Raw genomic sequence first — 26,164 nt, forward strand, 5'->3', positions numbered from 1 at the left:
CCGGCTGAGCGACCACCGAAGCCGAACGAGCAGCCAGGAGGACGGCCATGGGCCTGATCTATCCCCGGGAGAGCGCGCTGGCGCATCCCTCCAACGCCTATGAGGGCTATCGCAGCACCGCCAAGCGGCACCCCAAGCGGCCGCTCGTGATCCTGCCGCACACGCTCTCGGAGGTCACCGGGCCGGTCTATGGCCACGAGATCGTGCGTCCCGAGGACGCCGACCTCACCCTCCAGCACGCCGGCGAGCCGCTGGGCGAACGCATCATCGTGTCCGGCCGCGTGCTGGACGAGGACGGGAGGCCCGTCCCCGATACGCTGCTGGAGGTCTGGCAGGCCAATGCGGCGGGGCGCTATGTCCATGTCGCCGACCAGCATCCGGCGCCGCTCGACCCCAATTTCTCGGGCGCGGGCCGGGTCGTGACGGACGCCGAAGGGCGCTACCGCTTCGTCACCATCAAGCCGGGCGCCTACCCCTGGCGCAACCACCACAACGCCTGGCGGCCGGCCCATATCCACTTCTCGCTGTTCGGGCCGTCCTACCTGTCGCGGCTCGTCACCCAGATGTATTTCCCGGGCGACCCTCTGTTCCCGTTCGACCCGATCTTCAACTCGGTGACGGACGAGAAGGCCCGCAATCGCATGATCTCGCGCTTCGACCTCGACACCACCCACCCCGAATGGGCGCTGGGCTTCGTGTTCGACATCGTCGTGCGAGGCCGCAACGCCACTCCCATGGAGGAGCCGCACGATGACTGACGGCATCACCCCATCGCAGACGGTGGGTCCCTACTTCGCCTATTGCCTGACGCCGCAGGACTACAAGACGCGCGAGATCTTCTCGTCCGACCTCACGGTCCCGGCGGTCGGCGGCCAGCGCATCCGCATCGTCGGGCGGGTGCTGGACGGCGACGGCGTGGGCGTCGGCGACGCCATGATCGAGATCTGGCAGGCCGATCCCGAGGGCCGCTACGCTCACCCGGCCGACAGCCGGCCCAAGGGCAACACGGGCTTCGCGGGCTTCGGCCGCGCGCCCACGACGGCCGACGGCCTGTTCGCCTTCACGACCGTGAAGCCGGGCTCCGTCCCCGGCCCGGAGGGCAGGCCCCAGGCGCCCCACATCGCCGTCACGGTGTTCGCGCGCGGCATGCTCCACCACCTCTACACCCGGATCTATTTCGACGACGAGCCCGCCAACGCGCAGGACCCGATCCTCGCCCTCGTGCCCGACGCCGACGCCCGCCAGACCCTGATCGCCCGCCGCCTGCCGGCGGAGCGCGAGCCCACCTACCGCTTCGACATCCGGCTCCAGGGCGAAGGCGAGACGGTGTTCTTCGAGGCCTGAGCGGCGATGCGCCCCCTCTCTCCCGGAGGTGAGAGGGGAGCGTTGCGGAGGCGTTTCGGGCTCCAGCCCAGCGTGCCATGCTGCGTGACCAGACCGGACGCAACCTCGATGACCTTCTCAGCCCTCGATTCCGCCCTCACGGGCCCGCTCTTCGCCACCGAACGGATGCGGGCGATCTTCTCGGACGAGGCGCGGCTCGCCGCGATGCTGCAGGCCGAGGCCGCCCTGGCGCGGGCGGAGGCGCGGTTCGGGCTCGCCCCGGAGGAGCTGGCGGCGGCCATCGCGGCGGTCGATCCGGCCAGCCTGGACCTGGAGGCGCTGGGCCGCGAGACCGCGCTGGCCGGGGCGCCGGCGATCCCCTTCGTCAAGGCGGTGCAGAAGCGCCTGCCCAAAGAGGTCGAAACAGCCTTTCACAAGGGCTCCACCACGCAGGACATCGCCGACACCGCGCTGGTCCTGCAGATGCGCGACGCCTTCGAGGCGCTGCGGGCCGACCTTGCCCCCACCCTGGCGGCCCTTTCCGCCCTGGCCCGGACGCACCGCGCGACGCCCTGCGTGGGCCGCACCTATGGGCAGCACGCCGCGCCGGTGAGCTTCGGCTTCAAGGCCGCGGTCTGGCTCGCCGGGATCGCGGACGTCGCCGGACGCCTGCCTGAGATCCGCTCCCGCACGCTGCTGGCCTCGCTCAGCGGCCCTGTCGGCACGCTGGCCGGCCTGCGCGAGCATGGCCCGGCCGTGCAGGACGCCTTCGCAGCGGAGCTTGGGCTGGGCGCGCCGCCCTTGTCGTGGCACACGCGCCGCAGCGCCGTCGTGGAGGCCGGGACCTGGCTGGCGATGCTGATCGGCGCACTCGGCAAGATGGCCACGGACGTGGCCCATCTGGCCTCCACCGAGGTCGGCGAGGCCGCCGAACCCTATGCGCCCGGCCGCGGCGGCTCGTCGGCCATGCCGCACAAGCGCAACCCCGTCTCGTGCACGGTGATCCTGGCGGCGGCCCAGGCCGCGCCCGGTCTCGCCTCGACGCTGCTCGCCGGCATGGCGGCCGCGCATGAGCGCCCGGCCGGAGCCTGGCACGCCGAATGGCACGCGCTGCCCCAGCTTTTCGGCCTCGCCTCCGGGGCGCTGGCGGAGGCGCGGCGTCTCGCCGAGGGGCTGGAGGTGGATCCCGCGCGCATGGCCCGCAACCTCGACCTTACGCAGGGGCTGCTCTTCGCCGATGCGGTCGCGGCGGCGCTGACGCCGGCGCTCGGCCGCGCCAGGGCGCATTCCCTGGTCGAAGAGGCCGCCGGCGAGGTGCGCCGGAGCGGCAAGCCGCTGCGCGAGGTCGTCGAGGGCCTGCCGGACCTCCCGGCCGGTTTCGACCGGGTCAGCCTCGCCAGGGCCTTCGATCCGGGCCCGTCCGTCGAAGCCGCCGGCCGTTTCGTCGATCGCGCGCTCGCCAGCGTTCAGCCTGTGACGGACGCGCTCGCGTGACGCCCGTAGCCCCTCATCCGACCTCGCTGCGCTCAGGCGCCCTCTCCCCGTTCCGGGGCGAAGGGGTGCGCCCGGCTGTTGGGCGGCGCCGACACCTCTCACCCTCTTGGAAACACCGCCATGCCGCTGATCGACGTCAATGGAACGACCCTCTTCTATGACGAGACCGGCCCGCGCGAGGCCCCGCCGGTGGTGTTCTCCAACTCGCTCGGGACCACCCTCGAAATGTGGGAGGCGCAGGCGCGCGCCTTCGCCGGTCGCTACCGCCTGATCCGCTACGATATGCGCGGCCATGGCCGTTCGCCCGCCGGCGACGGGCCGGTCACCATTGACACGCTGGGCGACGACCTCGCGGGTCTCATCGACGCGCTCGGGATCGGGAAGGCCCATGTGGTCGGCCTGTCGCTCGGCGGCATGACGGCGCAGAACCTCGCGATCCGGAATCCCGCCAAGGTCGCGAGCCTCGTCCTGATGGCGACCGCGCCCGCGCTGCCGCCGCCCGAGACCTGGGAGACGCGCGCCGACACGGTGCTCCGCGAGGGCATGGCGGCCATCGCGGGGCCGCTGCTCGGCCGCTGGTTCACGCCCGCCTTCGCGCAGCGCGACCCGGCCCGGCTCGCCTTTTTCACCAAGATGGTGCACGCCATCGACCCGAAGGGCTACGCCGCCTGCTGCCGCGCCATCCGCGACATGGACCTGCGGCCGGGGCTCGGCTCGATCACGGCGCCGACGCTGGTGATCGCCGGGGCCGACGATCCCGTCACGACGCCCGCCATGGGGCGGGAGCTCGCCGCCGCCATCCCGGGCGCGCGGCTCGAAACCATCGCCGACGCCGCGCATCTGCTCGCGGCCGAGCAGCCGGGCGACGTCAACGCGCTGCTGGGCGAGTTCCTCGCCGCGCAGGCCGGTCCGCCGGTCGCGCATGCGGGCTCAGCCTTCCAGCGCGGCCTCGCCAACCGCAAGGCGGTGCTGGGCGTCGACCATGTCCAGCGCTCCCTGGCCGGCGCGGGCCCCTTCGCCATGCCGTGGCAGGATTTCATCACCCGCGCCGCCTGGGGCGAGGTGTGGGGCGACGACACGCTGGCGTGGAAGACGCGCTCCTGCGTGACGCTCGCCATGATGGTGGCGCTGCACCGCGAGGAGGAGTTCAAGCTCCATGTCCGCCCGGCGCTGAAGAACGGCGTGACGCTGGAGGAGCTGCGCTCGCTCCTGATCCAGACGGCCATCTACGCCGGCGTGCCGGCCGCCAACGCGGCGTTCCGCTGGGTCAGGGACGTGCTCGGGCCGGAGGTCGACGCCGTCGCGCCGTGGGAGGCGCAAGCCTGAGCGTCTGGCCTATTTGAGCCGGCTCTGGCGCAGCACGCCGCTCTGCTCCAGGAGCGGATAGGCCGCGGCGGCGATGTGGGCCTCGATGCGCTTGAGGTCGCGCACGATGTCGAGCTGCACGCCGCTGGTCTCGATCGAGGCCGTGTCGCCGTCCCGGACGCGTTCGAAATGCCGCTCGGTGGCGATGCGCTCCAGCTCGCGGAACTGCTCCTTCTCGGCCACGAGGCGGCGGGCGGCGTTGAGGTCGCCCCCCATGAACACCGCGATGGCGAGCTGCATGTGGTCGATCAGGCGCTGGTGCATCGAGTCGATCTCGGCCAGGCCCTCGCCGGAGAGCTTAAGCCGGTTCTTGACGCACTTGGCGCCGAGCTCCTTCAGGTTCTTGTCGATGATGTCGCCGATATGCTCCAGATTGATGGCGAAGCCCAGGATCTCGGCCAGCCGGCGCGTCTCCACGTCGCTGGACGCCTCGCGGCTGATCGCCGTCAGGTAGCGCTCGATCTCGCCGTGGAGCCGGTCGACGACGTCGTCCAGGCGTCCGATCTCGGCGATGCGCTTGCGGTCGCCGCTGTGGATCAGGTCCTGCGAGCCGCGCAGCATCGCCTCGACGACGTCCGCCATGCGCAGCGATTCGCGCGCCGCATTGGAGAGCGCCACCGAAGGCGTCTCCAGCGCGGACGCGTCGAGATATTGCGGCGTGCCCGGGTCGGAGGCCTTGATGGTCTGCGGCAGGAGCCGCGTCAGCATGCGCGCCATGACGGGCAGCAGCGGCGTCGCCAGCGCCGCCATCGCCAGGTTGAACCCCATGTGGAACAAAGCCGCCATATGGGCGGGCGAGGCGTCCAGGGCCGCCAGCCAGGAGGCGCACAGGTTCAGGAGCGGCAGGAAGAGCACGCAGCCCACCGCCCGGTTGATCAGGTTGCCGAGCGGCAGCCGCATCCGCTGGGGATCGCCGGAGGATCCCTCCAGCACCGGGTTCAGCGCGCTGCCGAGATTGGCCCCGAGCACCATCGCGAGCGCCGCGACGGGCGAGATCACCCCCGCGCCGGCCAGCGACATGACGAACAGCACCACCGCCACGCTGGAATGCGCCGCCCAGGTGATGGCCGCCGCCAGCGCCAGGTTGAGCACGGGCTCGCGGGTGAGGGCCCCCAGCAGGTCGCGGACCGCGGGCGCGCTCTCCACCGGCGCGATGGCCTCCGTCAGCAGCCGAAGCGACAGGAGCATCAGCCCGAGCCCGATCGACACGCGTCCCAGGTCGCGGACCGTGGTGCGCCCGCTGCGCCGGAACGCCGCCACGCCGGCGCAGATCAGCACCGGATAGACGAGCCCCATGTCGAACGAGAACAGCTGCACGATGAGCGTCGTGCCCACATTCGCGCCCAGCATGAGCGCCATCGCGGGCGCCAGCGCGACGACGCCGTCGGCCGCGAAGGAGGTGGCCATCAGGGCGGTGGCGGTGCTGCTCTGCAGCAGCGCCGTGACGCCGACGCCGGCCATGAAGGCGTTGAGGCGCGACTTCAGCCCAATGCCGAGCACCCGTCTCAGCTCGCTGCCGAAGGCCCGCATGACGCCGCTATGCACCATGTGGATGCCCCACAGCAGCAGCGCGATGTCGCCGAAAAGATGGATGATGACCTGCGTGGCGGACATGCGGGGGGCCTCGCGCGAACGGGCGTAGAATACAGCATTACATCACGACGGTGAATGGAACGCCTATGCCGCAAATGCGACAGGGGTGAGCCCACCTTGTGGCGCGGCCGCCCGCATCCTAGATTAGGCGCGCCATGGGGTGCTGCCTTCGCGGGCGGCTGAGATCACACCCATCGAACCTGATCTGGGTAATGCCAGCGCAGGGAGGGGCAGGGCGCCGCTTAGGCGCCATGCGTCTCTTCCGCTGGAAGGAAGGACGTTCCGGCCGCCATGACGGTTTCGCCTCATCCCATCGTGTCGCCCCCGGACGTCGGCGGGGCGCTCGCCGCGCTGCGCTGGAGGCGTCCCCTCGTGCACTGCCTCACCAATGACGTGGTCGCGGCCGTCACCGCCAACGCCCTGCTGGCGGCCGGGGCCGCGCCCGTGATGGCGCATGCGCCCGAGGAGGCGGCCGTGATCGCGGCCCGCGCCGGGGCGTTGCTGGTGAATATCGGCACGCTGACGCGCGATCGCGTGGACGTGATGGCGGCGTCGGCCCAGGCCGCGAACGCGGCGGGCGTCCCGTGGGCGTTCGATCCCGTCGGCGTCGGGGCGTCTCCCTTCCGCCAGAGCGCGGCCGCGTCGCTGGCGTCGCTCCATCCGGCGGTGGTCAAGGGCAACGCGGCCGAGATCCTCACCATGGCGACGGGCCAGGCGGCCGGCCGGGGAGTGGATTCGGAGGACCATGACGCCCGCGCCGTCCAGGAGGCCGCGACCGCGCTGGCCAGGAGCCTCGCATGCGTGGTCGCCGTCACCGGCGAGGTGGATTTCGTCACCGACGGGTCGGCGTCGCTCGCCGTCCACAACGGCCACGCCCTGATGGGGCGCATCACCGGCTCGGGCTGCGTCGCTGGCGCGCTTTGCGCGGCGTTCCTGGGCGCCCGGATCCCGCCGTTCGAGGCGGCGACGGCCGCGCTGGCCGCTTTCGGGCTGGCCGGCGAACGCGCCGCCCGCGAAGCGCCCGGGCCGGGGACGTTCCAGGTGCGGCTCTTGGACGAACTCGCCGCCCTCACTCCCGAGGATCTGTCCGCCGGCGCAAGGATCGCCTGATGGGAAAGACCCCGTTCGACCTCTCGCTCTATCTCGTCACGGACCCGGCGCTGGTCGAGCCGCGCGGGCTGTTGGCGACCGTGGAGGCCGCCGTCCGGGGCGGCGTCACCCTCGTGCAGTTGCGCGACAAGACGTCGGACGACCGGGATTTCGCCGCCGCCGCCGAGGCGCTGCTGGCCGTGTTGAAGCCGCGCGGCGTTCCGCTGATCGTCAACGACCGCGCCGCCATCGCCAAGGCGGTCGGCGCCGACGGCGTCCATATCGGCCAGGACGACGGCGACCCCCGCCGCGTGCGCGACCTGATCGGCCCGGACATGATCCTCGGCCTCTCGGCCGGAACGCCGGCCGAGTTCGCGGCCGCGCCGGGCGACGGGATCGTCGATTACCTGGGCGTGGGCCCGATCCGGGCGACTGGCACCAAGCCGGACCATGATCCTCCCATCGGCGTCGAAGGATTGGCGCGGCTCCTGCCGCTGTGCCCGCTCCCGAAGGTCGCCATCGGAGGCATAGGGCCGGCGAACGCCGAAGCCGTGGCGGCGACGGGCGTGGAGGGCGTCGCGGTCGTGTCCGCCATCTGCTCGGCCCCGGATCCGGAGGCGGCGGCCCGCAGCCTGGCGATGATCATTCGCAACGTCAGGGCGGCTCGCCGATGACCCCCAGCCGTCGCTCGACGCTCGCGGCCGGCGCCGCCGCGCTGCTGGGCGCGCCCGCGCTGGCGCGCGCCGAGCCCCAGATCCGGTGGCGCATGGCGACGTCCTGGCCGAAAAACCTGCCCGGTCCCGGCGTCTCCGCCCGCCGCGTGGCGGACCGGATCCGGACGATGTCGGCCGGCCGGCTGGAGATCGACGTCTTCGCCGCCGGCGAGATCGTGCCCGCCTTCGCGGTGCTGGACGCCGTCTCCAACGGCACGGTCGAGATGGGCCACACCGCCTCGTTCTTCTGGGAAGGCAAGGCGCCCGGCGCCTCGCTGTTCACCACCGCGCCCTTCGGACTCGGCGCCATCGAGCACCAGGCCTGGCTGTCCGAACGCGGCGGCCAGGACCTGTGGGACAGGCTCTACGAACCGTTCGGCGTGCGGGGCCTTCTGGCGGGCAACACCGGGCCGTCGATGGGCGGGTGGTTCCGCAAGGAGCTAGCCTCGGCGGCCGACCTGAAAGGGCTGCGCATCCGCGTGCAGGGCCTGGGCGGCGAGGTCTACGCCGAGCTCGGCGCCGTCCCGCAGGCGATCCCGCCGGGGGACGTCTATCCGGCGCTGGAGCGCGGCGTCATCGACGCGGTCGAACTTCTCTCGCCGGCCAACGACCTGCCGCTCGGCTTCCACCGCGTCGCGCCGGTCTACTACATGCCGGGGTTCAACAAGCCCAACGGCGCCGCCGAGGCGCTGGTGTCGCGGCGCGCCTGGGAGGCGCTCGCGCCGGACCTGCGCGGCGTCGTCGAGGCCGCCTGCCTGGCCGAGCACGGGGCGGGGCTGGCCGACGCCGAGCGCACCAACGCCGACGCCGTGGTCCAGCTCGTCTCCGTCGGCGCCCGGCCGACGCCGTTTCCGGCGGATGTGCTGGCGGCGGCCCGCAAGGCGGCCGACGCGGTGCTCGACCGCGTCGCCGCCAAGACGCCGATCGCCGGCGAGATCGTGGCGTCCTACCGGGCGGCGACGGCCGCCGGCAGGCCCTGGGCGCGCATCCAGGGCTACATGGCCCAGGCGCTCAGGGGCTGAACCGAAACGGAAACGGCCTCCGAGAGGGGGACTCGGAGGCCGTCTGCACGAAGCGGCCCGGGGGGCGCAAGCCGCTTCGAAGCCGAGGGAAACGCGCTCAGCCGGCCAGCTTGGCGGCGATCTGGGCGACGTGCTTGCCCTGGAAGCGCGCGCCCGCGAGGTCGGCGGCCGAAGGCTGGCGGGAGCCGTCGCCGCCCGCGATCGTGGAGGCGCCGTAGGGCGAGCCGCCCTTGATCTCCTCCAGGCCCATCTGGCCCGCGTAGGAGTAGGGCAGGCCCACCACCACCATGCCGTGATGCATGAGCGTGGGGATGAAGCTCAGGATCGTCGATTCCTGGCCGCCATGCTGGGTGGCCGAGGACGTGAAGATCGACCCGACCTTGCCGACCAGCTTGCCTTGCGCCCACAGGCCGCCGGTCTGGTCGACGAAGCTGCGCATCTGGCTGGCCACGTTGCCGAACCGGGTCGGCGATCCGAAGATGATGGCGTCGTATTCGGGCAGTTCGGCGACCGTGGCCTCCGGGAACTCGTGCTCGGTCTTGAAGCCGTAGGTCTTGGCGACCTCGGCCGGCACCGTCTCGGGAACGCGCTTCACCACCACCTCGGCGCCGCCTTCGCGGGCGCCCTCGGCGACGGACTTGGCCATCGTCTCGATATGGCCGTAGGACGAGTAATACAGAACCAGGACCTTGGTCATCGGAAGCTCCGCGGCGGGGGAGGGAAACAGGGGGCCGGAATGGCCTGCGCTGCACAATTCGGCCTGTGCGGCGCAAACGGCAAGGCCGTCCGGCGCAAGCGCGCCCTTGCAGAAGCGACAGTCGTTGGGGGAAAAGCGCCGATCGCCCGGTCCCGCCACTTTGGCGCGATTCGACGAGGAGCTCCGAATGGCCGACAAGAAGCCCAATATCCTGCTGATCGTCGCCGACCAGCTCTCGGCTCCCTTCCTGCCCGCCTATGGCCATCCGGTGGTGAAGACGCCGACGCTCGACCGCCTCGCCCGCGAGGGCGTCGTGTTCGAGAGCGCCTACACCAACAGCCCGCTCTGCGCCCCGGCGCGCGCCGCCATGATGTCGGGCCTGCTGCCCTCGCGCACCGGCGCCTTCGACAACGCGGCCGAGTTCCGCTCCGCGATCCCGACCTTCGCGCATTACCTGCGGCTGGAGGGCTACCGCACCTGCCTGTCGGGCAAGATGCATTTCGTCGGGCCGGACCAGCTCCACGGCTTCGAGGAGCGGCTGACGACGGACATCTACCCCGCCGATTTCGGCTGGACGCCCGACTGGTCGAAGCCGCAGGAGCGGATCGACTGGTGGTACCACAACATGACCTCGGTGAAGCAGGCCGGGATCGCAGAGATCACCAACCAGCTCGAATATGACGACGAGGTCGCCTTCCTGGCCCGGCGGCGCCTGTTCGACTTCGCCCGCTACAAGGACACGCTGCCGTTCTGCCTGATGGTGTCCTTCACGCACCCGCACGACCCCTATGCGGCGCGGGCGAAGTACTGGAGCCAGTACCGCGACGCCGACATCGACCTGCCGGCCACGCCCGCCATCCCGTACGCGCAGATGGACCCGCACAGCCGCCGCCTGCACGACATGTCGGCCATGGACGACTACGACGTCACCGAGGCGGACATCCGCTCCTCGCGCCACGGCTACTACGCCAACATCACCTATGTGGACGACCTCATCGCCGGCCTCATGGAGACGCTGGAAACCTGCGGCATGGCGGAGGACACCGTCACGCTGGTGACGTCCGACCACGGCGATTTCCTGGGCGAGCGGGGCCTCTGGTACAAGATGAGCTACCGCGAGCATTCCGCCCGCGTGCCCCTCATCGTGCATGCGCCCCAGCGCTTCGCGCCGCGCCGGGTCGCCGCTCCGGCCTCCATCGCGGATCTCCTGCCGACGCTGGTCGACATCGCCAAGCCGGGAGGCTCGGCCACGCTGGCCCGCCCGGTGGACGGCGCCAGCCTGATGCCGGCGCTGGAGGGCCGCGACGAGCCGGACCGGGTCGTGCTTGGCGAATACCTCGCCGAGGGCGTCCACGCGCCGATGTACATGGTCCGGCAAGGCGACTGGAAGATGATCTGCTGCGACACCGATCCGGACCAGCTCTTCGACCTCGCCGCCGATCCGCACGAGAACCGGAACCTCGCCGCTGACCCCGCCCATGCGCCGCGGCTCGCCGCGCTGAAGCAGGCGCTCGCCGGCTTCGACGCCGCCGCGATCCGCCAGGAGGTCGTCTCCAGCCAGCAGCAACGCCTGTTGGTGTTCAAGGCGCTCACCAAGGGCCACGTCTACCCGTGGGACTTCCAGCCCCTGCGCGACGCCTCCGAGCAATACACACGCAACCACCGAGACGTGACCGAGACCGACATCCTGTCGCGATTCCCGCCCGCCCCCGAGGCGGTGAAGAAGCCGGGACGCTAGCCGCCGGCCTGGGCCAGGTCGCCGATGCGCTGCAGGTCGCCCACGAAGGCCTCGTAGGCCGTGCGCCGCTCGTGCGGATCCTGCAGGCGCAGCAGGTAGGACGGATGCACCGTGATGTAGCCGTCGCGCTCGTCCGGCCAGCGATAGGGCCCGCGCGACCGCGTGATCGGCAGCGCCTTGCCGGCCAGCGCCTGCACGGCCGTCGCGCCGAGCGCCACGACGATCCGCGGCTTCACCAGCCGGATCTCCTTGTCCAGCCACCAGCGCTCCTTGCGGATCTCGCCGGTGGACGGCTTCTCGTGGATGCGCCGCTTGCCGCGCTGGGTGAAGTGGAAGCGCTTCACCGCGTTGGTCACATAGGCCTCGCCGCGCGGCACGCCGGCCTCCGCCAGCGCCCTGTCGAGCAGCTGCCCGGCCGGCCCCACGAAAGGCTTGCCCTGCACATCCTCCTGGTCGCCCGGCTGCTCGCCCACGAACAGGATCGGCGCGCCCTGCGGTCCCTCGCCGGGCACGAAGCGGCCGACGCCCGGGCCTGGCGGCTCGGCGGCCGCCATCAGGTCGTAAAGTTCGGCCAGCGTGGCGGGCTCGCGGTCCTGGCCGGCGGGGGCCTGGGGCTCCATGCGGGAGAACAGGTCGCTCATGCGACGCCCGGCGGGGCTTCGGGCACGCCGGCCCAGAGGCTCGGCAGCGCCCCGGCCTGCCCGTGCAGCGGGTCCGTGTCGGGCGCCGGGACGGAGCGGATCGCGGCGTCGGCCTCGGCCCGCTCGCGCGGGTCGCCCCGCCGCACGTCCCAGTCGCGGCTGCGGTCATAGGCTCCCACCACCACGAGGTCGTCGGACTGGCCCCGGTTGCGATGGGCGACGCCGGCCGGGATCGCGACCGCGTCGCCCGCTTCGAGCGCCACCACGGGGCCGCCCTCGCCGCCGAACTGGACGCTGACGCGCCCTGCCGCCACGCCCAGCACCTCGTGCGCGGTGCTGTGGAAATGATGATAGTCGAAGATTCCGTCGCGCCAGGACGCGCCCCAGCCATTCGCGGCGAAGATCCGCTCGAACGCGCGGGCGACGTCGCCCGCTGGCGGCAGGGCCTCCCGGTAGACGAGGAGCGGCAGGCGGGAGTTCGGGATCCCGCCATTCGGCTCCAGCCGCTGGGCTTCGGGCGAGCCTGTCGTCATGACGCTGGTTCCGGTCTGTTGCGCCTCCCCGGAACGGCGCTCGGGCCATCGGGTTCCGCCTGCGCCTCGCCGAAGGCCCTCTCAGCCGTGCAGGCGCACCACCGTCACCGTGCAGGGCGCCTCGGCGACGACCTGCGACGACACGCTGCCGAGATAGCGCCGCAGCGCCGAGCTCCCCCGCGCCCCGATGACGATGTGGTCGACCTGGTTCTTGCGGGCGTATTCGATCAGCGCGGCCGCGGGGTCGACCGCCTCCAGAACGTGGAAGCTGATCGAATCGGTGGGCGCCTTGAGCCCCCGCGCCCAGTCCTGCAGCTCCACGAGCCGCTGCACATAGGCGTTGCCGCCGTTGCGCGGTGCGGAATCCTCCAGCGACAGCAGCGCCGTCTTCAGCACCGTGACGCAGACGAGCCTGGCGCCCGGCTCGGCCGCGAAGATCCTCTCCGCGTGGGTGCGCAGGCGCAGCGCCAGCTCGTCGTGCCCGGATTGCAGGTCCACCGCCGCGAGCACGATCGGGGCGGAGTCGAGCTGGGCCGCGATGCGCGCCTGCGGCCGCGCGGCGCTCCGGCGCGTCGCCAGCCGGCGGCGCAGGACCGTCCAGAAGCCGTCGCGATGCAGCTTGGCGGCCCGCCAGGTGAGCTCCACCTTCTCGGGGTTCTCCAGCGCGAAGGCGAGCTGCGCGGCGCTGGCGAAGCGGCGGGCCGGGTCCACCGACAGGCAGCGCAGGATCACGTCCTGCAGCCAGGGCGGGCAATCCGGCGCGATCGCCCGCGGCGGCGTCGGGTCGCGCCAGAACCGGCGCATCATCCCGGCCTTTCCGCTCGGCTCGCCGAAGGGCTGCTTGCCGGTGACGAGTTCGTACAGGATGCAGCCGAGCGCGAAATGGTCGCTCTTGGGCTCGCTGCGCACGCCCAGCACCTGCTCGGGCGAGATATAGGGGCTCGTGCCCATCGGGACGTCGGATTCCTCGCCCAGCAGGTCAGGCAGCTCGTCATGCCGGGACAGGCCGAAATCGATGAACACCGCCTCGCCCGACGGGCGCAGCAGGATGTTGGCGGGCTTCAGGTCCAGGTGGATCACGTGCTGGCGGTGCAGGTCCTGCAGGGCCCGGGCGATCCGGGCGCCGATCTCCGCCACGCGGGCGGGGGGAACAGGCGCCGTCCTGGCGATGGCCAGCAGGCTCTCTCCGTCCACCCACTCCATGACCACATAGGGCACATGGGTGAAGTCGCCGGCGGCGACGAAGCGGGGCGCATGCGGGCCGCTCAGCCGCGGCAGGATCATCTGCTCCAGCTCGAAGCCGACGATCGCCGAGACGTCGTCGCCGGGCTTCAGCGCCGGGATCTTCATCACCAGCCGGGGCTGCCCTTCGCCCGCGTCGGGGCGGCTCACCCGCCACAGGCTGCTCATCACGGTGCGGTGGACGCATTCCTCCAGGACGAACCCGTCGATGACGTCGCCGACCTGCTGGCGCAACGGGCCCATGCCGGTCAGCGCCCTTCCAGCAGGCGCTGGGCGAGGCTCTCGGGCAGGCCCGCCGCGCGGATCTTGGCCGCCGCCGCCGTGGTGGCGTAAGGGACGCGAACCGAGGTGAACCGCAGCGGCGCGAACTCCAGGAGCCCGTAGCAGGCGGCCGGATTGTGGTCGCGGGGCTGCCCCACCGAGCCCAGGACGGTGAGCCAGCAGCGCGAGGGCGACAGCGGCACGGGCTTGCCCGGCAGCGGCTGGAACTCGCCCGCCGGCCGCTGGGGCGACATGTGGTAGAGCATGGGGCAGTGCGTGTGCCCGCAATAGGTGTAGCGCTGGGGCGTGGTGCGCATGCTGCGCTCCGCCTCGACGGGCGTCAGCACGTAGCCCCAGTCGCCCGGGGCCCAGCCATTGGCGTGCACATAGAGCCGGTCCTCGTCCACGGCCGAGAGGGGCAGCCCGGCCAGGAAGGCGCCCTGCTGCTCGTCGAGCCGCCCGCGCGTCCACGCCATCGCGGCCTCGGCCACCGGGTTCATGCGGATCTCGGGGTCGCGCACGGCTGCGTCGTGGTTGCCCTTCAGGGCGATCGCCCCGTGGGCGACGAGGTCGCGGACCTGGTCCACCACCCAGCCCGGGTCGGCGCCGTAGCCCACATAGTCGCCCAGCAGCACGAAACGCTCCACGCCGCGCCGGCGCGCGTCCGCCAGGCAGGCCTCGAAGGCCTCCCGGTTGCCATGGATGTCGGACATCAAAGCGATCGACACGGCGGCTCCGGAACGGTCCTGGTCCGTCCGGCGCATCGGAGCGCAAAACGGAGCCGGCGCCTAGAGCCTTGCAGCTCAGCACATCGGCGGGTCTAAAGGTTGTGCATCCGCGGTTCGTCGGCGGCGCGCTCGGGGCCGGCCTCGGGGCTCTCCACGTCCGGCCCCGCCGACAGGCCGAGCTGCAGCAGCTTGGCGCGAACCTCGTGCGCCTCCCGGCCCAGCTTCAGGCCGATCACCGAGGCGGGCGCCCGCTCCTCGGCCAGCCGCTTCAGGGCGTGCACGCTCTCCAGCGTCCAGGATGAATCGTCCATGTCGGCCTCCCTTGGGTGAACCGCCCGGATGCTGACCTCCCCTTGCGGCGTTCCTGTGTCGGCGCGCTTCGGGGTCGGCGCGCGGGCGCTCGTGGGGGGACGCCCGGGAACCTTGGGCTGGACATCGCTGTTCGGTGTTGCGCGCATCGTCCTGCGCCGGCGGAAACATCATGGCCCCCACTCCCGTCCCGACGAGCTCGGCGACCGACATCCAGCGCACGATGTCGGTCATGCTGGCGATCCTGGTGGCCGTCGTGGTGACGTGCGCCCTCTATTTCGGCCGCGAGATCCTGATCCCGCTGGCGCTCGCGGTGCTGCTCAGCTTCGTGCTCGCGCCGCTGGTCAGGCTGCTCCAGCGCGTCAAGGTCCCGCGGGCGTTGTCCGTCATCGGCGTCGTCCTGATGGCGTTCCTGCTGATCGCCGGCCTCGGGACGATCATGGCCAGCCAGGTCACCCGGCTCGCCAGCGACCTGCCGTCCTACGAGCGGACGATCCGCGACAAGATCAAGAGCATCCGCGGCATGGCGGCCGGCAACGGCACGCTGGAGCGCGCCGCCGACGTGCTGCAGGACCTCGGCAAGGAGCTGCAGAAGCCCGAGGCGGTGTCCAATCCGGCCCTGAGCCGCGACCAGGCCGACAGCAAGCCCATCCCGGTGGAGCTGCGCGCGCCCGAGTCGAGCGCCTTCCGGACCATGACCGACCTCATCGGGCCGCTGCTGCACCCGCTGGCCACGACCGGCATCATCATCATCTTCGTGATCTTCATCCTGATGCGGCGCGAGGACCTGCGCAATCGCATGATCCGCCTCGCCGGCGCGCAGGACCTGCACCGAACGACCGCCGCCATCGACGACGCGGCGCACCGGCTCAGCCGTTATTTCCTCGTCCAGCTCGCGCTCAACGCCAGCTTCGGCGTGGTCATCGGGGTGGGGTTGTTCTTCATCGGCGTGCCGAGCCCCGCCCTCTGGGGGATCATCGCCGCGATCCTGCGCTTCGTGCCCTATATCGGCGCCGCCATCTCGGCGATCCTGCCGATGGCGCTGGCCGCGGCCGTGGATCCGGGCTGGACCATGTTCCTGTCCGCCGGGGCGCTGTTCCTCTTCGTCGAACCCATCGTCGGCCATGTCATCGAACCGCTGGTCTATGGCCAGAGCACCGGGCTGTCGCCCGTGGCGGTGGTGACGGCGGCCACCTTCTGGACATGGCTGTGGGGGCCGATCGGGCTCGTGATGGCGACGCCCCTCACGGTCTGCCTCGTCGTCCTCGGCCGCCACATCGAGCAGTTCGCCGTCTTCGACGTGATGTTCGGCGACCAGCCCGTGCTGTCGGCGCCCGAGATGTTCTACCAGCGCATGCTGGCCGCCGACCCCACCGAGGCGGTCGAGCAGGCGGAGACCTGCCTCGAGGAGTCCAGCATGGCGGACTATCTCGACACGGTGGCGCTGCCCGGCATCAGGCTCGGCGCGCAGGACGCCACGCGCGGCGCCCTGGAGCCCGAGCGCATGGGGGTCGTCCGGGATTCGGTGGCCGAGCTCGTCGAGGACCTGGAGGAGCTGAGCGCCGTCGACGCGGACGCGTCGGCGATGCCGGACGCCTGGACCGAGGGCGAGCCGCACGAGCCCATCCGGCCGCGCGTGCTCTGCATCGGCGTGCGCAACCCGCTCGACGAGGCCGCGGCGCAGCTCTTCCGGCTGCTGGCCACGCGCCGCAACCTGCCCACGCAGGCGTTGGGGCTTGAATCCATGGCCATGGCGAACCTGTTCCGGCTCGACACCCGCGGCGTCGACGTGATCTGCCTGTCGGTGTTCGAGACGTCCTCGCCCGTCCACATCCGCTACGCCCTGCGCCGGCTCCGGCGCAAGGCGCCGAAGGCGGCCTTCGTGGTCGGCTATTGGCTGCAGGACAACGGCGAGCACCTGGAGAGCCTGCGCGAGGTGGTGGCGCCCGCCACCCTGGTCACGACGCTGGCCGACGCGGTCGCGGTCGCCCAGGGCGTGCTGCACGCGCCGACGCCGGAAGCCGCCGCCAAGGCGGACGGCGGGACCGAAGCGCAGCCCGCCCTCAAAGAGGCCCAGAGCGCCTGACCCGCTGACGAAAAAAGGCCCCGGACGCGTCCGGGGCCTCGCTTTCAGAAGTCGGAACCCGAAAAGCCTAGAAGTAATGGCGGCGCGGGCCGTGGTGACGCCAGCCATAATGGTGGCCGCGGTTCCAGCCATGATGGCGCGGGCCATGGGCGCGCCAGCCATAGTGATGGCCATGGCCGCGCCAGCCGTGATGGCCGTAAGGCCGCGCCTCGGCCGAACCGGCCAGGCTGAGGAACACCGCGACCGCAGCGGCCGCGACCGCCACGGCGGATGACTTAATGGACGGAACTCTCATGCGCGTTCTCCGAGGGTGAGGTGAAGATCACCCCGTCAACGCGGCCCCGGCCTGAAGTGTTGCATTCGCCGCGCCCCTGACGTTGATCACGCTTAACGGGTCCGGAGCGCCATGATCCGAGGCGGCGTCTGGGGCCCGAACTTGGGCTCGACCGGAACGGACTCGTCCTGACGGCGTTGTCTTCTCAACGGAAGCACTGAATTTTGTGCAAAGGAGGATGACGATGTCCATGAGCACTTTCGGCAAGCCCCTTCTGACGGCCGCCGCCGCTGCGGCGGCCCTGTTCGGCGTCTCCGCCGCCACCGTGACCCCGGCCGAGGCCGGCGCCAGCACCGGGACCTGGCGCGCCTATCCGGGCGGCGTCTATCGCGGGGGTTATGGCGGATATGGCGGCGGCGGATATGGCCGCCACGCCTATGGCGGCGGCCCGCGCTACTATAACCGCCATCGCGGCGGCAACTGGGGCGGCGCGGCTGCGGCCGGCGCCATCGGCGGCCTGGCGCTCGGCGCGCTGGCGGCCGGCTCGCGCGGCGGCGACTGCTACTGGACCACCCGCGAGGTCTATGACGGCTACGGATACAGCCGCATGCAGCGCGTCCGCGTCTGCGACTGACCTTCATCTCCGCACCGCGGAGGCACGGCGAACGGCGGCTTCGGCCGCCGTTTCGCGTTCCATCGGCGCGCTTGGCGATCCCGAACCCCAGTACTATCCTCGGTTGCAATGAACCAGGGAACAGCCATGTCGAGCGCCACGCCGGCCGCCGCCGGCCTTGGCCGCCGAGCAGCGGTCGCGCTGGTCCTGGCGGGGCTGGCGCTGGGCGCCGGCCCCGCCGCGCAGGCGCGTGAGTTCCGCGCCGCCGACAACCAGGTCGAGACCTACCCCACCGTCCAGGCGCTGCAGTTCATGAGCCGCCTCGTGGCGGAGCGCACGCGAGACCGCCACGGCGTCAAGGTCTTCGCCTCCAGCCAGCTCGGCGACGAGAAGGACACCATCGAGCAGACCCGCGCGGGCGCGATCGACATCAACCGCACCAATGTGGCGCCCCTGGCGGGGCTGGCCGCGCCGCTCTCCGTCCTGGTGCTGCCCTTCCTGTTCCGGTCGGGCGATCACCTGCGCCGGGTCCTCGACGGTCCGATCGGCGAAGAGCTCCTCGCGTCGCTGGAGCCCTACGGCCTGGTGGGCCTGGCCTTCTACGATTCCGGCGCCCGGTCCATCTACAACAGCGTGCGCCCCGTCCGCAGCGTGGCCGACATGAAGGGCCTGCGCATCCGGGTGCAGCAGTCCGACATGGCGATCGCCATGATCCGGGCGCTCGGCGCCGAACCCGTGCCGTTGCCCTACGGCCAGGTCACGCCGGCTCTCGCCACGCATCTGATCGACGGCGCGGAGAACAACTGGCCCTCCTACGTGTCCACGACGCATTTCAACCTGGCGCGCTTCATCACCCTCACCGAGCACACCATGGGGCCGGAGGTCCTGGTGATGTCCAAGAAGGCCTGGAGCAGCCTCGACGCGGCCGACCAGGCCGTGTTCCGGCAGGCGGCGCGCGAGTCGAGCGCCTTCATGCACGAGCTCTGGACGGTCTGGGAGGAGCGCGCCCGCAGGCAGGCGCTGGACGCCGGAAACTCGGTGGTGGACGACGTCGACAAGGCGGAGTTCCAGGCCGCCACGGCGGGCCTTCTCGACAAGACCCTGGCGGACCCGGCCCTCAAGAGCCTCGTCGAACGCATCCGGCAGGTCCCATGACGGTGCAAGCCGACGCGACCGCGCCACGCGCCGCCAACCAGCCCCCGGCGCAGCGCACACGGCTTGAATCCCTCATCCGCCGCCTGCCGATCCGCTGGCGCATCCTGTCCATCGCGGGCATCAACTCCGCCATCGTGGTGGTGCTCGCGGTCGTCATCTGGGACGGCGCGCAGGTGCTGAACGCCACCTGGAAGCAGCTCGTCCAGGTGCGCCAGTCCGACCGGCTGCTGCTGACCGTCGAGAGCGAGGCGGGCAAGCTGCAAAGCCTCATCCACCGCTACTTCACCCAGCCCAATCCCGAGGTCCTGACCGAGATCGAGCGCCGCAAGGCGACGCTGACCGAGGCGCTCGGCAGCCACGAGGGCGCCGATCCGGCGATCACCCAGCAGGCCAGGGCGCTGACGCTCATCACCGAGCGGCTGCTCGCCGGGTTCGACGCCCTGCGCGACGTGCGCCATCAGATCTCGCAGATCTACGAGGACGAGGTGCTGCGCTCGGCCCGCGAGATGGCGGGCCTCTACGCCATCCTGCAGGGCGCCACCGACGGCAAGGGCTCGCTGGTTCTGCCTGCGCTCGGCAAGTCGCGCGAGGCCTTCTCGGCGACGCTGGTCGCGGCGAACGCCTATTATTTCTCGCTGGCCTACGACTCGGCCGAGGAGGCGTTCCGCAACATCGCCACCATCGAGAAGACCGTGCCGGTCATGCTCGACCTGGCCGAGACCGACTTCCAGAAGGACGCCCTGCGGGCGCTCGGCGACCGAGCCGACAAGCTCGCCCAGGGCCTCGACAAGCTCGCCACCGCGTTCAACCTTCAGGCGCGGCTGCTGCGCGACACCGTCGACCGCAGCGGAGCCGAGATGGAGAAGGCCTCGCAGGCGATCTCCCAGCGCACCGCCGAGCGCGAGGCGCAGGCGCAGGGCCGGCTCGACCGGGTGCTGCGCGAGGTGTTCGCCTGGGTGGGGGTGCTCACCCTGGCGCTGGTCTGCGTCATCGTCGTGCTGGGCACCATCGTGGCCCGCAGCGTCAGCCGGCCGCTGGAGCAGATCGGCGACGCCATGGGGGCGATCGTGGCGGGCGACCTCACCCGCCGCGTGCGGGGCCTCGGCGCCCGGGACGAGATCGGCGTCATGGCCCGCGCCGTGGAGGTGTTCCGCGCCAACGCCATCGCCAAGCAGCGCGCCGAGGCCGATCTCCGGGCCTCCAAGGAAGAGGCCGAGCAGGCGCTCGCCAATCTGCGCGCCACGCAGCAGAGCCTGATCGAGGCGGAGAAGCTCGCCGCCCTGGGCGGGCTTGTCGCCGGGGTGGCGCATGAGGTGAACAATCCCGTCGGCATCAGCCTCACGGTCGCGTCGGCGCTGGCGCAGCGCTGCTCGGCCTTCGAGCAGGACCTCGCCGCCGGCCAGCTCCGGCGCTCGCAGCTCGCCGCCTTCGTGGACCAGAACCGCGACGCCGCCCGGCAGCTCGTGGCCAACCTGCAGCGCGCCGGCGACCTCATCCAGTCCTTCAAGCAGGTCGCGGTGGACCGCAGCCACGCCGACCGGCGCCGGTTCGACCTGCGCCTCGCCACCGAGGACATCCTGGCCAGCCTGCGGCCCGGGCTGCGCCTGCGCCGCCTGGCGCTGGACGTCGACATCTCCGACGGCCTCGCCATGGACGGCGACGCCGGCGCCTACGGGCAGGTGCTGACTAACCTCTTCCTCAACGCCATGACGCACGCCTATCCGGACGGACGCGGCGGGACCATCCGCGTCACCGGCCGGGCGATGGGCCCCGACAGCGTCCAGGTCCTGTTCTCCGACGACGGCGTCGGCATGCAGGACGACGTTCTGCGCCAGGCCTTCGACCCCTTCTTCACGACCCGGCGCGGCCAGGGCGGCACCGGGCTCGGCCTGCACATCGTCTACAACGTCGTGACCCAGAGGCTGGGCGGGCGCATCACGCTCACCTCCCGGGCCGGGCGGGGCGCGACCTTCCAGCTGACGCTGCCGCGGGTCGCCCCCGGCGAGCCCGTCCGCGACGCCGCCGCTCCCCGCGACACGCTCAACGAGACGCCGGATTCGAAAGGCGCCCTGCATGGCTGACAGCGACGACCTGCTCACCCTCATCGACGACCGGGACGCCCCGGCGCCGGACCAGCGCGGCAAGCGCTGGAAGATCGCCGTCATCGACGACGACGAGGCCGTGCACGAGGGCACGCGCTTCGCCCTCGCCGACTATGCGCTCGGCGGCATGGGGCTGGAGATCGTCTCGGCCCGCTCGGCCGAGGAAGGCCGCGCCCTGCTGCGGGCGCATCCCGACATCGCGGCGGTGCTGCTGGACGTCGTCATGGAGAGCGAGACCGCCGGGCTCGAGCTGGTCGACTTCATCCGCCGCGACCTCGGCAACGACTCCATCCGGATCATCCTGCGCACCGGCCAGCCGGGCCAGGCGCCGGAGAAGCGCGTCATCCTCGATTACGACATCAACGACTACAAGGCCAAGACCGAGCTCACCGCCGACAAGCTCTTCACCTCGCTTACGGCGGCGCTGCGCAGCCACCAGCAGATCCAGCGCATGGAGGAGACCCGGCGCGGGCTGGAGATCATCGTCGACGCGGCCTCCACGCTGTTCGACTTCAAGTCCATGCAGCGGCTGGCCGAGGGCGTGCTGACGCAGATCGGGTCGATCCTGAACGTGGACTGCGCCGGCATCCTGGTGCTGCGCGACACCGGCTCCGACCAGGGCGGCGTCAGCGTGCTGGCCGGCTCGGGGTGCTATCGCCAATATGTGCGGCAGGGCGGCCTCGCCTCCCTCGACCCCGAAGTCCGGGAGCTGGTGGAGCACGCCTTCGCGTGCGGCCGCACCGAATATCTGCCCCGCCATTTCCTGATCTACATCCGCACCGCGAGCGGCCGGGAGGTGGTGGTGCTGCTCGACGCCGGGCAGGAGCTCTCCAGCACCAACCGGGCCCTCGTCGAGGTGTTCTGCAGCCGGCTCGCCATCGCGTTCGACAATGTGCTGCTCTACCAGCAGCTCCAGGACGCCAACGCCCTGCTGGACGAGCGCGTCAAGCAGCGCACGCGCGAACTCACCTCCGCCAACCAGCGCCTGCAGGCCCAGTGGGCCAGGCTGCGGCGGGCCAACGCCTTCCAGTCCGAGCTCCTGGGCACGGTGGCGCACGACCTCAAGAACCCGCTCAGCGTGATCCTGGGCCGGACCGAGATCCTGGGCGAGCTGCTGGCCGCCGACCAGCCGCCGGCCGGCGCGGTGGAGATGCAGGTCGAGCATATCCGCAAGTCGGCCCGCTACCTGACCACGCTGGTCGACCGCCTCATCGCCGACGCCATGACGGATGCGCTCGACATCAGCGTCCGCCGCGAGCCGCACGACCTCGCCACGCTCCTGCGGCAGGTCGTCGACGCCAACCGGCCCATGGCCGAGCGCAAGCAGCAGGCCATCCAGGTCGACGTGCCGCTCTCGCTGCCGGCGCGCTTCGATCCCGACCGGCTCGAGGAGGCGATCGACAACCTCGTCAGCAACGCCATCAAATACTCGCCCATCGGCGAGCGCATCCAGGTCTCGGGCCGGATCGAGGACGGCGAAGCGGTGATCCGGGTGCGCGACAACGGGCCGGGTCTCTCCAGCGAGGATGTCGGCCGGCTGTTCGGGCGCTTCCAGCGCCTCTCCGCCAAGCCCACCGCCGGCGAAGGCTCGACCGGGCTGGGGCTGTGGATCGCCAAGCGCATCGTCGAGCTGCACGAGGGCCGCCTCGAGGCCTCCAGCGAGGGTCCCGCCAAGGGCAGCACCTTCGTGGTCAGCCTGCCGTCGTCCGGGATGCACGAATGACGCAGCGCCAGCACATCGTGGTGGTCGACGACGAGGCGCCGGCCCGCGAGATGGTGGGCGACTACCTGCGCATGCAGGGCTTCGAGGTGACGCTCTGCGACGGCGGCGCGTCGCTGCGCTCCGTGCTGGTCAGCCGCGCCGCCGACCTCGTCGTGCTCGACCTGAACATGCCGGCCGAGGACGGTCTCTCCACCCTGCGCTGGGTGAAGCAGACGTTCCCGACGCCGGTGATCATGCTGACCGCGACGGCGAGCTCCGTCGACCGCGTCATCGGGCTGGAGATGGGGGCCGACGACTACGTGTCGAAGCCCTGCGAGCTGCGCGAGCTGCTGGCGCGCATCCGCTCCGTCCTGCGCCGGCAGAAATGGACCCGCAGCGCCCAGACCGGACGCCGGCTCGCCGCCATCGTGTCGCTCGACTTCGTCGGCTATGGCCGCTTCATCCATGACGACGAGCCCGCCACCCTGGCGGCGATCGACCGCATCTTCGGCCAGATCATGACTCCCACCATCGCGCAACGGCGCGGGACGCTGTTCAAGGTGCTGGGCGACGGGGCGCTGGTGGAGTTCCAGAGCGCCGTCGACGCGGTGGAGTGGTCGGTCAGCTTCCAGGAGGCGATCGCGCGCGATCCCGGCTCGCGGCTGGCGGCCGGCGACATCCGCTTCCGCATCGGCATCGCGGCCGGCGAGGTGGTGTTCAAGCACGCCGACCGCTTCGGCGAGACGGTGACGATCGCGGTGCGCATCCAGGAGAACGCCGAGCCCGGCTGCATCGCGCTCACCGGGATCGTCCGGCAGTTCGTCCGCGGCCGCGTCGACGCGCCCCTGATCGACGCCGGCCAGCGCGTGCTCAAGAACGTCGACGAGCCGATGCGGATCTGGCTGTGGCAACCCGGCGCCCGCGTCCGGGCGCTTGCAGGCGAGGACAGGATTGTGTGAACCTATTCACACAACCAAAACGCGAAGACCCGATAGGGTGCGGCGGCTGAACCGGCGCGAGCCCGCGCGCACCCGGAGACCCGAATGGTGGATCCGAACCGCACTCCCCCGACCAGCCGGCGCGGCGTCCTGCGCGGCCTCGGCCTCGCGCTGGCCGCGCCGGCCATCCTGCGCGCCGCCGACGCGCTGGCCACGTCGGGCCGGGTCAATGTCTACGCCTGGAAGGGCTTCTTCGACCGCAACGCCATCCTGAGCGACTTCAAGGCCCGGACCGGCATCCAGCCAGAGCTCTCCGTCTTCGGGTCGAACGAGGACCTGGAGGCGACGCTCACGGCCAGCAAGGGGCGGGGCTACGACATCGTGTTCCCGTCGATCGACACGGCCCCGAACTACTACCGGTCCAACCTGCTGCAGCCGATCGACGAACGGCGCTTCCAGGGGGACCGCGTCATCCCGTCGATCTACAAGACCTCCGTGACCCTGGGCGCGACCAATCGCGGGCGGCGCTACCTGATCCCGTTCGACTGGGGCACGGAGGGGATCACCTATGACAGCGCGCGTTTCCCGTATCGCTCGGGAGAGCTGTCCTACGGCATGCTGTGGGATCCGTCCCTCGGCCGCAAGGCGATCATCCGGCCGAAATCCGCTCTCACCGGGGTGGCGCTGCATCTGGACGCGACCGGGCAGGAGCGGTCCAACCGCGGCATGGACATGTATCGCAGCGAGGCCGACTGCCGGCGCGTGATGGAGGCGTGCCTGAAATTCATGACGGAGCGCCGCGGCGCCATCGGGGCGCGCTGGAACGACGCGAACGAAGCCATGAAGGGCTTCATGCAGGACGGCTGCGTCATCGGCCAGACCTGGGACACGACGGGCGTGCTGCTCAACCGCACCGTCGACAGCCGCTGGCGCTACGGCATGCCCCGCGAGGGCGGGCTCGGCTGGACGGACACCATCGGCATCCCGTCCGGCGCGGCCAATCTCGAGCAGGCCTACGCGCTGATCGATTTCCTCCTGGAGCCGCAGACCGGGGCCGCCTTCGCCGAGTCGACCGGCTATAACAGCTGCGCCGCCGGGTCGGAGATGTTCCTGTCGCCCGGCGCCAAGGCGTCGTTCCACAGCATCTACCCCAACCCGGGCGTCATCGAGGACATTTGGTGGTGGCCGGTGCAGACCGGGTTCTACCGGGCTCTTCGCGGCGAGTACGAAGCCAAGGTGGCCGCCCTCTGACGACGGCCCGCCACGGCGGCGCGCCTCAGCGGCGGCCGTGCATCAGCGCCGCGAGGGCGTACCCGGCCACCGCCGCGATCGCGATCGCGCCGAGCGGGTTGGCCTGGACCTGCCGGGCGAGCGCGTCCGCGCCCTGGCGGACGGTTTCGGGCGCGTCGTCGGCTGCGTCGCGGACGGCGTCCTTGGCGCGCCCATAGGCGTTCTGCACCGTTCCCGACGCCTGGTCCGCCAGGCCCTGCGCCTGCGTCCCGAGATCCCCGGTGACCCGGCCCGCCGCGCCTTCGATCTTGCCGGCGATGTTGGTGACGGCTCCGCCAATCCGATCCGTGTCCATGAGAATCCTCGTGTGTCGTCAAGCCCCCGCTGGATCGAGAACGCCAACGCCTCCGGTGGGTTCCGTCCGCCGGCGACGCCGCGCAGGCGCCGCCTGAACGCCGGGGCGGCGGCCGGCCCCGCCCCACGACTTCTCCCCTGCGCCCAAAGTGAAGCTCAAGAACAGCCGGTGAAGTTCAAGGTCTTCGGAGCATCGCTGCGAAATGTCCCATGAATCGAGATCGTCCCCGAACCATCGCCCCAAGGTCGACGTTATGGAGAGAGCGCCGCATGCGCATCCGATTTCAACGATTCAGGAGAATCATCATGATGAAGACCAAGTTCGCCGCCGGCGTCATCGCTACAGCGCTTCTGGCCGGGACCGCCATGGCGCAGACGAGCTCGGGCACGAGCTCAGGGACGATGAACTCGACGGCTCCGTCCGCCACCGTGGCCCCGTCCACCTCGGCTGCGGGCGCCGGCTCGATGCAGTTCATCAGCAACGAGCAGGGCTCCCAGTGGCGCGCCTCCAAGCTGATGGGCGTCGACATCTACGGCCCCAATGACGAGAAGGTCGGCGATGTCAACGAGATCATTCTCGACCACCAGGGCGCCATCAAGGGCGTCGTGATCGGCGTCGGCGGCTTCCTGGGCATGGGCGAGAAGGACGTCGCCGTGCCGTTCAGCTCCATCCAGTGGAGCGATACGCCCCGCAACGCCTCCATGGCCTCCGGCAGCAGCGCCAGCGGCACTGCGGCGGGCACGTCGGCCGGCATGAACACGGCCAACAACACCGCCGCGGCTCCGACCCACTCGACCGCCGCGGGCGCGGGCGCCACCGCCCCGAGCACGGACACGACCGGCACGGTCGCGCGCGCCGGAGCGGCCGAGCGGTCCTATCCGGACCACGGCAAGATCAGCATGACCAAGGACCAGCTCAAGGGCGCGCCGGCCTACAACCTGCGCTAAACCAGCCATCCCGG

At 71.3% G+C, this 26,164-nt stretch carries 24 protein-coding genes, 1 pseudogene and 1 riboswitch; of the genes and pseudogenes, 16 read left to right on the forward strand and 9 right to left on the reverse strand.

Annotated features, from left to right (window positions below):
- Positions 1–47 precede the first annotated feature (47 nt).
- The 4 genes from pcaH (at position 48) to pcaD (ending at position 4,143) form a co-directional block, all read left to right on the forward strand.
- The gene (gene pcaH, locus ABEG18_RS25395) at positions 48–758 is read left to right on the forward strand and encodes a protocatechuate 3,4-dioxygenase subunit beta (RefSeq protein WP_406855807.1); all 711 of its coding nucleotides are present in this window, start codon (positions 48–50) and stop codon (positions 756–758) included.
- On the forward strand, positions 751–1,344 hold the full coding sequence (pcaG, locus tag ABEG18_RS25400) for a protocatechuate 3,4-dioxygenase subunit alpha (protein WP_406855808.1): 594 nt from the start codon (positions 751–753) through the stop codon (positions 1,342–1,344). The genes pcaH and pcaG overlap by 8 nt, the downstream gene beginning before the upstream one ends.
- Positions 1,345–1,452: 108 nt before the next feature.
- Positions 1,453–2,817, forward strand: coding sequence for a 3-carboxy-cis,cis-muconate cycloisomerase (gene pcaB / locus ABEG18_RS25405; protein WP_406855809.1), 1,365 nt, complete (start codon positions 1,453–1,455; stop codon positions 2,815–2,817).
- 120 nt (positions 2,818–2,937) lie between these two features.
- On the forward strand, positions 2,938–4,143 hold the full coding sequence (gene pcaD, locus ABEG18_RS25410; RefSeq protein ID WP_406855810.1) for a 3-oxoadipate enol-lactonase: 1,206 nt from the start codon (positions 2,938–2,940) through the stop codon (positions 4,141–4,143).
- Positions 4,144–4,152: 9 nt separating this feature from the next.
- On the opposite strand, the gene ABEG18_RS25415 is transcribed toward pcaD, so the two are convergent.
- Positions 4,153–5,796, reverse strand: coding sequence for a Na/Pi cotransporter family protein (locus tag ABEG18_RS25415; protein WP_406855811.1), 1,644 nt, complete (start codon positions 5,794–5,796; stop codon positions 4,153–4,155).
- Positions 5,797–5,921: 125 nt separating this feature from the next.
- A riboswitch (TPP riboswitch) is annotated at positions 5,922–6,020 on the forward strand.
- A 46-nt stretch (positions 6,021–6,066) separates the two neighbouring features.
- Between ABEG18_RS25415 and thiM the strand changes: the two genes are divergently transcribed.
- The 3 genes from thiM to ABEG18_RS25430 are packed head-to-tail and all read left to right on the forward strand — an operon-like array spanning position 6,067 to position 8,599.
- Positions 6,067–6,885 carry a hydroxyethylthiazole kinase gene (thiM, locus tag ABEG18_RS25420; protein WP_406855812.1) on the forward strand — a complete coding sequence of 273 codons (819 nt, stop codon included), beginning with the start codon at positions 6,067–6,069 and terminating at the stop codon, positions 6,883–6,885.
- Positions 6,885–7,538: a thiamine phosphate synthase gene (gene thiE, locus ABEG18_RS25425; protein ID WP_406855813.1), complete on the forward strand. Its 654-nt coding sequence runs from the start codon at positions 6,885–6,887 to the stop codon at positions 7,536–7,538. The genes thiM and thiE overlap by 1 nt, the downstream gene beginning before the upstream one ends.
- Positions 7,535–8,599 carry a TRAP transporter substrate-binding protein gene (locus ABEG18_RS25430; RefSeq protein ID WP_406855814.1) on the forward strand — a complete coding sequence of 355 codons (1,065 nt, stop codon included), beginning with the start codon at positions 7,535–7,537 and terminating at the stop codon, positions 8,597–8,599. The genes thiE and ABEG18_RS25430 overlap by 4 nt, the downstream gene beginning before the upstream one ends.
- Before the next feature lie 97 nt (positions 8,600–8,696).
- Here ABEG18_RS25430 and wrbA read toward each other — a convergent pair whose 3' ends face one another.
- The gene (gene wrbA, locus ABEG18_RS25435) at positions 8,697–9,296 is read right to left on the reverse strand and encodes an NAD(P)H:quinone oxidoreductase (RefSeq protein ID WP_406855815.1); all 600 of its coding nucleotides are present in this window, start codon (positions 9,294–9,296) and stop codon (positions 8,697–8,699) included.
- A 187-nt stretch (positions 9,297–9,483) separates the two neighbouring features.
- On the opposite strand from wrbA, the gene betC reads away from it, so the two are divergent.
- Complete coding sequence (gene betC / locus ABEG18_RS25440) at positions 9,484–11,034, forward strand: choline-sulfatase (RefSeq protein ID WP_406855816.1); 1,551 nt, start codon at positions 9,484–9,486, stop codon at positions 11,032–11,034.
- On the opposite strand, the gene ABEG18_RS25445 is transcribed toward betC, so the two are convergent.
- The 5 genes from ABEG18_RS25445 to ABEG18_RS25465 all read right to left on the reverse strand — a co-directional run bounded on the left by ABEG18_RS25445 (position 11,031) and on the right by ABEG18_RS25465 (position 14,750).
- A complete protein-coding gene (locus tag ABEG18_RS25445) occupies positions 11,031–11,675 on the reverse strand; it encodes a UdgX family uracil-DNA binding protein (protein WP_406855817.1) in 645 nt (214 codons plus the stop codon). The genes betC and ABEG18_RS25445 overlap by 4 nt on opposite strands.
- Positions 11,672–12,208 carry a cupin domain-containing protein gene (locus ABEG18_RS25450; RefSeq protein WP_406855818.1) on the reverse strand — a complete coding sequence of 179 codons (537 nt, stop codon included), beginning with the start codon at positions 12,206–12,208 and terminating at the stop codon, positions 11,672–11,674. Before ABEG18_RS25450 ends, ABEG18_RS25445 begins: the two co-directional genes overlap by 4 nt.
- An 81-nt stretch (positions 12,209–12,289) precedes the next feature.
- Entirely contained in the window at positions 12,290–13,693 is a 1,404-nt protein-coding gene (locus ABEG18_RS25455; RefSeq protein ID WP_406855819.1) for a serine/threonine protein kinase, read from the reverse strand.
- A 5-nt stretch (positions 13,694–13,698) separates the two neighbouring features.
- Positions 13,699–14,439 (reverse strand): metallophosphoesterase family protein, encoded by a 741-nt coding sequence (locus ABEG18_RS25460; protein WP_406855820.1) that lies wholly within the window; start codon positions 14,437–14,439, stop codon positions 13,699–13,701.
- 92 nt (positions 14,440–14,531) lie between these two features.
- On the reverse strand, positions 14,532–14,750 hold the full coding sequence (locus tag ABEG18_RS25465; RefSeq protein WP_406855821.1) for a hypothetical protein: 219 nt from the start codon (positions 14,748–14,750) through the stop codon (positions 14,532–14,534).
- Between the two features lie 170 nt (positions 14,751–14,920).
- Here ABEG18_RS25465 and ABEG18_RS25470 point away from each other — a divergent pair, with 170 nt between their 5' ends.
- Complete coding sequence (locus tag ABEG18_RS25470; protein ID WP_406855822.1) at positions 14,921–16,834, forward strand: AI-2E family transporter; 1,914 nt, start codon at positions 14,921–14,923, stop codon at positions 16,832–16,834.
- A 67-nt stretch (positions 16,835–16,901) separates the two neighbouring features.
- Here ABEG18_RS25470 and ABEG18_RS25475 read toward each other — a convergent pair whose 3' ends face one another.
- Positions 16,902–17,129 carry a hypothetical protein gene (locus tag ABEG18_RS25475; RefSeq protein WP_406855823.1) on the reverse strand — a complete coding sequence of 76 codons (228 nt, stop codon included), beginning with the start codon at positions 17,127–17,129 and terminating at the stop codon, positions 16,902–16,904.
- A gap of 223 nt (positions 17,130–17,352) precedes the next feature.
- Here ABEG18_RS25475 and ABEG18_RS25480 point away from each other — a divergent pair, with 223 nt between their 5' ends.
- From ABEG18_RS25480 to ABEG18_RS25505, 6 genes and pseudogenes are all read left to right on the forward strand, one after another.
- Positions 17,353–17,742 carry a hypothetical protein gene (locus ABEG18_RS25480; protein ID WP_406855824.1) on the forward strand — a complete coding sequence of 130 codons (390 nt, stop codon included), beginning with the start codon at positions 17,353–17,355 and terminating at the stop codon, positions 17,740–17,742.
- 126 nt (positions 17,743–17,868) lie between these two features.
- On the forward strand, positions 17,869–18,876 hold the full coding sequence (locus ABEG18_RS25485; RefSeq protein WP_406855825.1) for a TRAP transporter substrate-binding protein: 1,008 nt from the start codon (positions 17,869–17,871) through the stop codon (positions 18,874–18,876).
- Positions 18,873–20,957, forward strand: coding sequence for a sensor histidine kinase (locus ABEG18_RS25490; RefSeq protein ID WP_406855826.1), 2,085 nt, complete (start codon positions 18,873–18,875; stop codon positions 20,955–20,957). The genes ABEG18_RS25485 and ABEG18_RS25490 overlap by 4 nt, the downstream gene beginning before the upstream one ends.
- Entirely contained in the window at positions 20,950–22,701 is a 1,752-nt protein-coding gene (locus ABEG18_RS25495) for a DUF3369 domain-containing protein (RefSeq protein ID WP_406855827.1), read from the forward strand. The genes ABEG18_RS25490 and ABEG18_RS25495 overlap by 8 nt, the downstream gene beginning before the upstream one ends.
- Positions 22,698–23,081 (forward strand): annotated as a pseudogene (locus tag ABEG18_RS25500) (response regulator transcription factor); the annotation flags it as partial. The gene ABEG18_RS25495 and the pseudogene ABEG18_RS25500, both read left to right, overlap by 4 nt.
- Positions 23,082–23,723: 642 nt before the next feature.
- Positions 23,724–24,869, forward strand: a complete 1,146-nt coding sequence (locus ABEG18_RS25505; protein ID WP_406855828.1) for an extracellular solute-binding protein — start codon at positions 23,724–23,726, stop codon at positions 24,867–24,869.
- 25 nt (positions 24,870–24,894) lie between these two features.
- Here the strand turns inward: ABEG18_RS25505 and ABEG18_RS25510 are convergent, their stop codons facing one another.
- On the reverse strand, positions 24,895–25,203 hold the full coding sequence (locus ABEG18_RS25510; protein WP_406855829.1) for a CsbD family protein: 309 nt from the start codon (positions 25,201–25,203) through the stop codon (positions 24,895–24,897).
- A gap of 305 nt (positions 25,204–25,508) precedes the next feature.
- On the opposite strand from ABEG18_RS25510, the gene ABEG18_RS25515 reads away from it, so the two are divergent.
- Positions 25,509–26,150 (forward strand): PRC-barrel domain-containing protein, encoded by a 642-nt coding sequence (locus ABEG18_RS25515; protein WP_406855830.1) that lies wholly within the window; start codon positions 25,509–25,511, stop codon positions 26,148–26,150.
- Positions 26,151–26,164 lie beyond the last annotated feature (14 nt).

Source organism: Alsobacter sp. KACC 23698 (assembly GCF_045348435.1).
Classification (GTDB): domain Bacteria; phylum Pseudomonadota; class Alphaproteobacteria; order Rhizobiales; family Beijerinckiaceae; genus Alsobacter.

Excerpts from the sequence above, each read along its gene's own strand:
- pcaH (WP_406855807.1), top strand. The coding sequence starts at position 48 with ATGGGCCTGATCTATCCCCGGGAGAGCGCGCTGGCGCATCCCTCCAAC.
- pcaG (WP_406855808.1), top strand. The coding sequence starts at position 751 with ATGACTGACGGCATCACCCCATCGCAGACGGTGGGTCCCTACTTCGCC.
- pcaB (WP_406855809.1), top strand. The coding sequence starts at position 1,453 with ATGACCTTCTCAGCCCTCGATTCCGCCCTCACGGGCCCGCTCTTCGCC.
- pcaD (WP_406855810.1), top strand. The coding sequence starts at position 2,938 with ATGCCGCTGATCGACGTCAATGGAACGACCCTCTTCTATGACGAGACC.
- ABEG18_RS25415 (WP_406855811.1), bottom strand. The coding sequence starts at position 5,796 with ATGTCCGCCACGCAGGTCATCATCCATCTTTTCGGCGACATCGCGCTG.
- thiM (WP_406855812.1), top strand. The coding sequence starts at position 6,067 with ATGACGGTTTCGCCTCATCCCATCGTGTCGCCCCCGGACGTCGGCGGG.
- thiE (WP_406855813.1), top strand. The coding sequence starts at position 6,885 with ATGGGAAAGACCCCGTTCGACCTCTCGCTCTATCTCGTCACGGACCCG.
- ABEG18_RS25430 (WP_406855814.1), top strand. The coding sequence starts at position 7,535 with ATGACCCCCAGCCGTCGCTCGACGCTCGCGGCCGGCGCCGCCGCGCTG.
- wrbA (WP_406855815.1), bottom strand. The coding sequence starts at position 9,296 with ATGACCAAGGTCCTGGTTCTGTATTACTCGTCCTACGGCCATATCGAG.
- betC (WP_406855816.1), top strand. The coding sequence starts at position 9,484 with ATGGCCGACAAGAAGCCCAATATCCTGCTGATCGTCGCCGACCAGCTC.
- ABEG18_RS25445 (WP_406855817.1), bottom strand. The coding sequence starts at position 11,675 with ATGAGCGACCTGTTCTCCCGCATGGAGCCCCAGGCCCCCGCCGGCCAG.
- ABEG18_RS25450 (WP_406855818.1), bottom strand. The coding sequence starts at position 12,208 with ATGACGACAGGCTCGCCCGAAGCCCAGCGGCTGGAGCCGAATGGCGGG.
- ABEG18_RS25455 (WP_406855819.1), bottom strand. The coding sequence starts at position 13,693 with ATGGGCCCGTTGCGCCAGCAGGTCGGCGACGTCATCGACGGGTTCGTC.
- ABEG18_RS25465 (WP_406855821.1), bottom strand. The coding sequence starts at position 14,750 with ATGGACGATTCATCCTGGACGCTGGAGAGCGTGCACGCCCTGAAGCGG.
- ABEG18_RS25470 (WP_406855822.1), top strand. The coding sequence starts at position 14,921 with ATGGCCCCCACTCCCGTCCCGACGAGCTCGGCGACCGACATCCAGCGC.
- ABEG18_RS25475 (WP_406855823.1), bottom strand. The coding sequence starts at position 17,129 with ATGAGAGTTCCGTCCATTAAGTCATCCGCCGTGGCGGTCGCGGCCGCT.
- ABEG18_RS25480 (WP_406855824.1), top strand. The coding sequence starts at position 17,353 with ATGTCCATGAGCACTTTCGGCAAGCCCCTTCTGACGGCCGCCGCCGCT.
- ABEG18_RS25485 (WP_406855825.1), top strand. The coding sequence starts at position 17,869 with ATGTCGAGCGCCACGCCGGCCGCCGCCGGCCTTGGCCGCCGAGCAGCG.
- ABEG18_RS25490 (WP_406855826.1), top strand. The coding sequence starts at position 18,873 with ATGACGGTGCAAGCCGACGCGACCGCGCCACGCGCCGCCAACCAGCCC.
- ABEG18_RS25495 (WP_406855827.1), top strand. The coding sequence starts at position 20,950 with ATGGCTGACAGCGACGACCTGCTCACCCTCATCGACGACCGGGACGCC.
- ABEG18_RS25505 (WP_406855828.1), top strand. The coding sequence starts at position 23,724 with ATGGTGGATCCGAACCGCACTCCCCCGACCAGCCGGCGCGGCGTCCTG.
- ABEG18_RS25510 (WP_406855829.1), bottom strand. The coding sequence starts at position 25,203 with ATGGACACGGATCGGATTGGCGGAGCCGTCACCAACATCGCCGGCAAG.
- ABEG18_RS25515 (WP_406855830.1), top strand. The coding sequence starts at position 25,509 with ATGATGAAGACCAAGTTCGCCGCCGGCGTCATCGCTACAGCGCTTCTG.